This is a genomic window from Dehalococcoidales bacterium (assembly GCA_030698765.1).
GTDB lineage: Bacteria > Chloroflexota > Dehalococcoidia > Dehalococcoidales > UBA2162 > JAUYMF01.
This window is the reverse complement of the sequence record JAUYMF010000110.1, coordinates 1-6,792: the sequence shown is the minus strand read 5'-3', so window position 1 is coordinate 6,792 and position 6,792 is coordinate 1. Positions and strand designations below refer to the sequence as shown.

General features: G+C 52.8%; 6 protein-coding genes. 1 reads left to right on the top strand and 5 read right to left on the bottom strand.

All coding sequences use genetic code 11. The features are described from left to right. Positions 1–117: 117 nt before the first annotated feature. From Q8Q07_05515 to Q8Q07_05505, 3 genes are read right to left on the bottom strand one after another with little or no spacing between them, the layout of a single operon-like run. Complete coding sequence (locus Q8Q07_05515; protein MDP3879748.1) at positions 118–1,206, bottom strand: ATP-grasp domain-containing protein; 1,089 nt, start codon at positions 1,204–1,206, stop codon at positions 118–120. Next, positions 1,191–2,195, bottom strand: a complete 1,005-nt coding sequence (locus Q8Q07_05510; protein MDP3879747.1) for a D-alanine--D-alanine ligase — start codon at positions 2,193–2,195, stop codon at positions 1,191–1,193. The genes Q8Q07_05515 and Q8Q07_05510 overlap by 16 nt, the downstream gene beginning before the upstream one ends. Beyond that, positions 2,173–3,495: a KamA family radical SAM protein gene (locus tag Q8Q07_05505; GenBank protein MDP3879746.1), complete on the bottom strand. Its 1,323-nt coding sequence runs from the start codon at positions 3,493–3,495 to the stop codon at positions 2,173–2,175. Before Q8Q07_05505 ends, Q8Q07_05510 begins: the two co-directional genes overlap by 23 nt. Before the next feature lie 287 nt (positions 3,496–3,782). On the opposite strand from Q8Q07_05505, the gene Q8Q07_05500 reads away from it, so the two are divergent. After that, on the top strand, positions 3,783–4,103 hold the full coding sequence (locus Q8Q07_05500; GenBank protein ID MDP3879745.1) for a helix-turn-helix domain-containing protein: 321 nt from the start codon (positions 3,783–3,785) through the stop codon (positions 4,101–4,103). Positions 4,104–4,170: 67 nt separating this feature from the next. Here Q8Q07_05500 and Q8Q07_05495 read toward each other — a convergent pair whose 3' ends face one another. Then, positions 4,171–6,129, bottom strand: a complete 1,959-nt coding sequence (locus Q8Q07_05495) for a CARDB domain-containing protein (protein MDP3879744.1) — start codon at positions 6,127–6,129, stop codon at positions 4,171–4,173. Positions 6,130–6,337: 208 nt separating this feature from the next. Continuing rightward, positions 6,338–6,792 (bottom strand): methylenetetrahydrofolate reductase (locus Q8Q07_05490; GenBank protein ID MDP3879743.1); only part of this gene is annotated, 455 nt, incomplete at its 5' end.

The window sequence follows — 6,792 nt, the reverse complement described above, 5'->3', positions numbered from 1 at the left end:
GGACCATAGCAGATATAACCGGCAATAGCCGAATCAACCTCAGCTACCAGTGTATAATACCCTGAGCTTGCGGGGTCATGCAAGCAGGCATTGATCACTTCCTCAGCCACCACCACTTCAGGCGGTTTGAATTCGGGTGTGTGCCGCAGTATCTCCATCAGGGCCGGTTTGTCTTTTACTGACATACGGCGAACCTCGCTTCTCATAGTACCCATCCTCTAATGCCAGTTTTACAATCTTTTCGATAAACTGGTTGTAAGTCATGCCAGCCGCCGCTGCCTGCCGTACTGCCCCTGAACCCGGAGAAATATCAGGGTTAGGATTAATCTCGATAACCTTTATTTGTCCCGCCTCATCCACCCGCAGGTCTATTCTAGCATAGCCCCGGCAGCCCAGGAAGCGGAAGGCAGCCTGCGCCAGTCCGGAAAAGCACTCCCGCTCGCCGGCGGTAATTTCAGCCGGACAGACCACTCCGGTACCATGAAAGTAAGGGCTATCAGCCTCCCATTTAGCCGCAAAGGTGAGGATTCTGGGTATCCCCGGCGGCAGCGAATAGATTATCTCAGACACGGGTAGTACGCTCTCCGAGGAGTTACCCAGAACGGTAATACTGAATTCGCGGCCATCGATGAACTCCTCCACCAGGGCGCTACCGCCATAAGTTTCGCTCACTGCCTTCACCTGTTTTTCCAGCGAAGTGAAATTGTTGACCACGCTCCGTTCGCTGACACCATGGCTGGCATGTTCGCCCCGTGGCTTGACAATACACGGATATTTAAGCTGGAACATATGCATTATCCGGGGGTTGAGCACCTGGAAATCCGGTGTCGGGATCCCGGCGGCCTTCATCATCGCCTTTACTTTGGCCTTATCTATCGTCAGCTTCAACACACTTCCATGACAGCCGGTACAGGCTATCCACATCTCTTCCAGGGTTTCGGGAACCAACACTTCCGTCTCAGGATAGCCGCAAAAACCCTCAAAAAGGTTAAAAACCAGGTCTACATCCAGAGAGTTGAGGTCTCTTCTGACCCGCTCCACGGGTGGTGACAGCGGCACCCGGACCGCGTAATAACCAAGCTCAAGTAAAGCCTGGTACACCGCGTCTACCGACTGAAGAACGTCAACCACGGCTTTCGTCTCACCGGTGGCGTCATAGCGTGAAGGGCACGGTTTGTTGTAGACGATAGCTATACGCGTACGCATTGCGGGTACCTTCCCAGGGCGCTATCCAGCACGGCGCATATCAGTTCCTGATGCGCCCGGCCCATCTTTTGAGCCATAATAACCAGGTCACTGTGAGTCCCCAGACCGGGCAAAGGGTTTACTTCCAGAAAATAGGGTATCCCTTCCCGGCTGACCCTGAAGTCCAGCCGGGCAAAATCACGGCACCCCAGCGTCTTAAAAACCTTGAGACTGGCCGCCGATATCCTGTCCCACACCGCTTCGCCGACACGGGCAGGACATTCATAATCAACCAGGACTTTCCAGTCCCTTTTTACCTCCACTGAGTAGACAAAGAACGCCTCATTTCTCCGTGACAGGACACGCATCAGTCCCACCACTTCCGGCGGGGAGTTGCCCACAATGCCCACGGTAATTTCATCCCCGGCGATGAACTCCTCCACCATCACCGGCTGACAGTACAGGGATAACAGTTTTCGCGCCATCGCAGTGACCTGCTCCGCCGTATGCGCAATTGAATCAAGGCGGATACCTTTACTCGAACCTTCATAGGCCGGTTTGATAATAGCCGGAAAGGGAAAGTCATTCCAGGATATCCGGGCAAGCTCTTCCCCATCAGTGATTACGCGCCACTCCGGGGTAACAATACCGTCAGCGACCACCAGTTTCTTGGTAACCGCTTTATCCAGGCAAATTGCCAGGCACTGAGGGTCCGAGCCGACGTATGGTATATCCAGCATCTCCAGGATAGCCGGCACCTGAGCTTCCCGGCTGCGGTAGCTACCCCTGCCCTCAGCGATATTGAAGACAATATCCACCTTTTCGCGCCGGATATTGTCCAGAAACACGCTGCCCCCACCCAGCATGATGACCGAATGGCCCCTGACTCTCAGCGCCGCCGCTATCAGCTCTACCGTAGCCGCTGAGTCATACTCCTCAAGGGCATCATCGGGGCCGCCCCCTTCTACCGGTATCGCTTCCTTAAGATCATACGCTAATCCTATGCGCATCAGGGACTCCTCTATGGTTATATTTAGACGCAGCCTCATCGTGCGGCTCTACCGCCGTTTTCACCACCGGGACCTTGGCGAAGAGATCAGAGCAGGTTGATTTTCCGGGGTTCCGGTAGTGAAAAATATCTCCCCGGTAGTTCCTCAGTAGTAACTCATCTTCACTTTGCCCCAGTATGTAGTCCGGCTGCAAGGGTACTTTGCCTCCACCGTCAGGAAGGTCAATAACAAAGGTAGGTATTGCCAGCCCTGAGGTGTGCCCCCGCATCCCTTCGATTATCTTCACCCCGACCGCTATCTCGGTACGCAGGTGCTCTGTCCCCTGCACCTCATCACACTGGAACAGGTAATACGGCCGCACCTTTGTCCTGAGCAGACCCTGGCATAGTTTTAGCTGGGTCTCAACGGTATCATTGACTCCGCGCAGCAAGACGGACTGGTTATTGACCGGAATACCACTGCGCAGCAAACGATCACAGGCCTCAGCCGCTTCCGAGGTTATCTCACGGGGGTGGTTAAAGTGGGTATTCAGCCATATTGGGCCATACCGGGATAACATGGAACACAACTCCGCATCTATCCGCTGGGGCAATACCACGGGGAACCTGGTACCAATACGTATTATTTCAATATGTTCTATTCTTCTTACCGCTGATATGATTTCCTCCAGACGGCAGGTAGAAAGCGTCAGTGGGTCACCGCCGGAAATGATAACGTCCCTGATACCCTTATTACGACGTAAATATTCCAGCATGGCTCCAATCTCATCGGGGGAACGCACCCAGCCGCCGTGCCGCCATTCCCGCTTACGGGTACAGTGACGGCAGAGCATGGGACAGATATCGGTAAGCACCATCAGCGCCCTGTCCGGATAGCGGTGCACCAGGCCGGGAACTACGGAGTCCTCCTTTTCCGCCAGCGGGTCCTCCATCCCTATTGTCCCCATGGTCATCTCCATGATGGAGGGTACCGCCTGTTTCCTTATCGGGTCATCAGGATCATCAGGGTTGATTAGTGAGAGGTAATAAGGGGTTATCGAGAGGGGGTAGCGCATGGTCACCAGCCTGAGTTGCTTCAGATCTTCCGGTGATAACGGGATAAACTTTTTCAGCTGGTCAACCGTGGTAATTCTATGCCGGAAATGCCACTTCCAGTCATTCCAGGCACTATCCGGGATATGCCTGGAAACCCGGTACCGGCTCGTGGTTCCTGTACCGGGAGGCTCATCCTCAAGCCCAGCCGCAATAACCGGGTGGCCTGGAGGTTCTCCTTCAGTATCATTTTGGTTACCGTTCTCCATTGGATGTTCCACAGGTCGGGATACAGATTGATTCTTGATGGCCACTGATGTTGCTTTCACTCTCCCTTTCTCTCCATTCTTTGATTCCCGGACAATACCTGCCTGGACGAAGTCACGGCTGAGTAACTACTTGTAATAACCTTATATTTCTGTTATATTATTTAGGAATTTTATTTCATAAATAAATTATACATCGTAACTTCCGCTTGTCAATAGGCTTTAGATTATTTTTTTCGGGGGAAAAATAGTTTATTTGATGAGGAAAATTTCAGTAAGGAGGTGCCAGTGTGCCGGGATGGAAATTTCTTACCAATCATGCCCTGGTGTTGTGTTTAATCGCCCAGCAGTCACGTATTACCGGCCGGGATATTTCCTCAACGCTAGGCATCACGGAAAAGGCAACGCGCAATATCATCGCTGACCTTGAGGCTGATGGCTACGTGACCAAGAAAAAGGAGGGGCGCCGTATCAAGTACAGGATTAATCCTGACCTGCCGCTACGCAGTGAGACACAACAGAACAAGGCTATCGGCGACCTGCTGGAGGTACTCGGGTGGAGAAGGCGAAAAAAGCCAGCGCAGAAACCGGTTCTAAAGGAAGTCTCCTAAGTAAATAGCCTGAATTAGACCAGATGCCTCCCTGTCATCCCCCACCCTTAGAGTTAAACGCCACCCGCTATTGGGTCTTCTTGAAGAAGATAACCAGCGCCCCGCCCAGCAAAACAACCGGTACCAGAAAAATCCATAGCTGCGCTGAAGTCTTGCGCCGCGGTACATCAGCGGCCACTGGCTGTACCGGCGGGGCCACGCGTGGCTGCACGGCGGTTTCAGAAGCAGGCTCGGAGGCATGTTCCTGGACAGGCGTCACCCCCAGATAGACCAGAAAGGTCAGCACCTTCTCATTATTCTCCTCATCAGCCTCGATAATTTTGTCCAGGGAGTCGACAATCGCCTTTACGGCGTGGGGGCCGGCCTCGGCGGTCCAACCGAAGGTCACGTTATCAGCCGCCCCCGGCTCCAGTGATCCAATGGAAACCAGAGCCAGATAGGTATCATCGATATAGTAGGCCAGACGAACGGAATCCGCCCTGAGACTACCTTGATTTTTTACCGTTATCGTAAAAGTCATGTTATCGCCGGCTGAAGGGTTCAACGGTGACCGAGCTATCCCCTGGACAACAAGGTCAGCAGGGGGAGGATAGATTACCGTCGCCTCATTATTGGTCTCATTATCTTCAGCAACTACCGAGTTGGCATCGGCAACTACCCTGAGGAAATGCGTGCCCGCCTCAACAATCCAGCTGAAGGTCCTGTTTTCGGTTGCGCCATACGCCAGCGACCTGACAGGGACCAGAGTCACGAGAATATCATCTACATAGTAAGCGACGTGGAAGTCACTGGAGATACCCTGCCCCTGGTTTTTAATAATCACACCAAGGGACATTTTTTCACCCGGCGATGGTTCCGGCGGTGACCAGGCAATACCCTGAATAACGAGGTCAGGCGGAGGAGCATCCGAGAAGGTTATCGTCTTCTCATTGTTGCTCTCATCACTCTCAACAACCCTGTTCTGAGGATCGATAGCTGCCTTAACAGCATGGGAACCTGTATTAGCCGACCAGGCGAATGTCTTCGTCACTGAACTTCCCGCAGCCAACGCCTGAACATCCTGAGACTCACTATAGAAGTTACCAACATAGAGTTCCAGAATGGAGGAACCCGTCCCGGCTTTCCCCTGGTTCTTTATGGTGATACTGAAAGTCACCGTTTCGCCGACTACCGGTTCGTCCGGTGACCAGGTAATACTCTGGATGATGAGGTCAGGGGCAAGGGTGGGGAGGGTTACCATCTTTTCATTATTGCTCTCATCACTCTCAATAACCCTGTCGTACAGGTCAACAACCGCCTTAATGCTATGAGTGCCCGCCTGGGCAAACCAGTTGAAGGTCTGATTTACAGTCCCACCGGGGTCTATTGGAGAAATGGTGGCAAAATCCAGCCGGTCATCATCAACAAAGAAAGCTACGCTGGAATAGTCCGCCTTACCGCTCCCTTGATTCATGATCGTCACCGTGACGGTCATGTTATCTCCTTCAACCGGAGATTCCGGAGACCAGGTTATCGATTGGACAATGAGGTCGGGAGGTATGGTTACTACGGTCACCGTCATATCATTATTGTAATCATCAATTTCCGGAATCCAGTTCCCCTCGTCAACAATTACCCTGAAAAGGTGAGAGCCGGATTGGGCTGTCCAGGTGAAGGTCTTCACTGCCTGGCCGCCCGGCTCTAAACCCGGCACGGACTGCTCTTCTTTGAAACTAGCGTCAACATAGAAAGAAACAAGAGAGGAGAAGGATTTAGCATTACCCTGGTTTTTTACGGTGACAGTGAAGGTTACATTATCACCCTTTGACGGACTTAACGGTGACCAGGTCATCGCCTCGATAACGAAGTCGGGATTTGAAGTTGATACCTGAAACTGCCCCACCCCGGTAATCTCATCACTTCCGGCTGTGTTCCTGCCGGGGGCAGCCAGAGCCGGTGGGTTCAGGGTGAAACCGGATGCTCCTGAGTATCCCAAACCGGACACCAGCAGCATCCCCACTATTACCGCAAGTACTTTCTTTATCATCTGGAATCTCCGGCGTGAGCCGTTCAAATTACATGATAAGTATTGCCCCATGATTAGTCAACGAGCCAAAAGGATAAAAATGATAAAATTACCCTGCCTTGAAGGATAGGAATGGAGGAGCTAAAACGAGGAATACGGCGTTAGAGCGAGCTCAAGATACGCGGCGCTCAGCCAGAAGTGACATTAAGAGGAAAGCAGCCCTATGGAATTATAACCTGGGTCTGGGCATCAATCCCGCCTTCTCGACAAGCTCCGGGACAATCTCTTCCCAGCCCACCGCCATGATGTGAATGCCATGAACCCCGGGAATCTGCTTGATCTGCTCGATAATCTCGAGGATGATTTTTATCCCTTCTTCCTTGGCCGTGTCTTTGGCGGCCGCCATCCGGGTAATAATCTCATCAGGCACGCTGACCCCGGGGACCGAGTTCTTCATGTAACGGGCCATGCCGGCCGAGCGGATGGGGATCACGCCCGCCAGGATATGCACCTGCTTGTCCAGGTCGCGGTCAGTAACCATCTTCATGTACCGCGCAAACTTGGCCACGTCATAGACCGCCTGCGTCTGAATAAAGTCAGCGCCGGCCTTAATCTTCTTGGCTAAGCGGTCCACACGGTACTCAAAGGGGTCAGCGAAGGGGTTGGCCGCCGCGCCGATGAAGA

Bases quoted from the DNA above. Each gene is read 5' to 3' on its own strand.
- Q8Q07_05495 (MDP3879744.1), bottom strand. From the start codon at position 6,129: ATGATAAAGAAAGTACTTGCGGTAATAGTGGGGATGCTGCTGGTGTCC.
- Q8Q07_05515 (MDP3879748.1), bottom strand. From the start codon at position 1,206: ATGCGTACGCGTATAGCTATCGTCTACAACAAACCGTGCCCTTCACGC.
- Q8Q07_05505 (MDP3879746.1), bottom strand. From the start codon at position 3,495: ATGGAGAACGGTAACCAAAATGATACTGAAGGAGAACCTCCAGGCCAC.
- Q8Q07_05510 (MDP3879747.1), bottom strand. From the start codon at position 2,195: ATGCGCATAGGATTAGCGTATGATCTTAAGGAAGCGATACCGGTAGAA.